Genomic DNA, 1,485 nt, shown 5'->3' on the forward strand with positions numbered 1-1,485 from the left:
GAGACTGTGAGAAAAAGTCTGTAAATAAGATTCTTCTATGATATGCAAGGGTGGTGAGCTTACAGTTTGAGCTTTTCACCCTTGTTTTATATATAACAGTTGTTGAATGGCATGTCAAGAGCAGGCGGTTTTCCGCCTGTCTTGATCGTCGGTTTACTCGTTATTCTGGAAGACGACCTTCGTACATAATACTCAGTTCGCCATATACCTGCGCCCAGTTTCGAATCGTACTGGTCCATTTTTTCGTAGCCTCAAAAGTGGCCAGGTACAGCGCTTTTAAAAGGGCCGTATCGCTTGGGAATACGCTTCTCTGCCGATTCAGCTTCCGGTAGGTGGAATTCAGGGATTCAATCGCATTGGTGGTATAAATCACCGTTCTGACCGTCGTTGAAAACTTGAAAATTGGAGAGATGGCATCCCAGTTATCCTTCCAGCGTTTCATGGAATTCGGATATTTGGGAGACCATTTTTCAGTTACACGATCTAAGGCTGCCAGCGCTTTCTTTTCATCTGCGGCCTGATAAATGGTCTTCAGATCCGCTGCAAATGCTTTTCTGTCCTTGTCAGGGACATATTTCAGTGTGTTTCTTACCTGGTGTACGATACAGCGCTGATACTCGGTTTTTGGAAAAGCAGCAGCGATTGCTTCTTTGATGCCGGTTAAACCATCTGCACAGATGATTAATACATCTTTGACACCCCGGTTTTTCAGTTCGTTCATAACGGAAAGCCAGTATTTTGCGCTTTCGTTGTCGCCAACGCTGATGGTCAGAACCTCTTTCTTTCCTTCCGTGTTGATTCCAAGAATCACGTAAGCTGCAAGCTTTCGGATTACACCATTATCTCTTACGGAATAGTGAATTGCGTCGATGTAGAGAATGGGATAGACTTCGTCCAATGGCCGGTTCTGCCAGTCTTCGATCTGTGGCAGGATCTTATCGGTTACATCGGAAATAAAACTCTCCGAGGTCTCAAAGCCATAAATATCTTCGATGGTTTCGGAAATCTGTCGGGTAGTCATTCCTTTGGCATACATGGAAATGATCTTCTGATCAATATCAGAAATATCTTTCTGACGTTTTTTCACCACCTGTGGTTCAAATGTTGATTTTCGGTCCTGCGGCACTTCGATTTCCATCGATCCATATCGGCTGTTGAGCTGTTTGCGCTTATACCCATTGCGGTAATCATCATTATCCGAACGTTCTGATTTTTCATAGCCGAGATGATCGTCCATTTCCGCTTCCATCATTTCCTTAATGGTACCGCCTAAAAGATCCTTGAGCGCATCCTGGATGTCTTCAGCAGACTGGATATCATACTCTTCCAGGAGCTGATGGATGATGTTTCGTTTTCCTTCGGTCATTTGTACTCGATGTACCGGTTTCTTTTGTCTTGCCATAATAAAAGGTCCTCCTAATGATATTTATTGTATCATAGAAGAACCTTCCAAACATTATTTTACAGAAAAAGTTTCATACTCTC

Annotated in this window: 1 protein-coding gene; it reads right to left on the reverse strand. The window is 43.3% G+C overall.

Going from position 1 to position 1,485, the window contains the following annotated elements; translation table 11 throughout:
- Nucleotides 1-160: 160 nt before the first annotated feature.
- Nucleotides 161-1,402: an IS256 family transposase gene (locus DXA55_RS16835; protein ID WP_055265531.1), complete on the reverse strand. Its 1,242-nt coding sequence runs from the start codon at nucleotides 1,400-1,402 to the stop codon at nucleotides 161-163.
- Nucleotides 1,403-1,485: the final 83 nt, after the last annotated feature.

It is taken from the genome of Blautia sp. OF03-13 (genome assembly GCF_003460685.1).
GTDB classification, from domain to species: domain Bacteria; phylum Bacillota; class Clostridia; order Lachnospirales; family Lachnospiraceae; genus Fusicatenibacter; species Fusicatenibacter saccharivorans.

Excerpts from the sequence above, each read along its gene's own strand:
- DXA55_RS16835 (WP_055265531.1), bottom strand. The coding sequence starts at position 1,402 with ATGGCAAGACAAAAGAAACCGGTACATCGAGTACAAATGACCGAAGGA.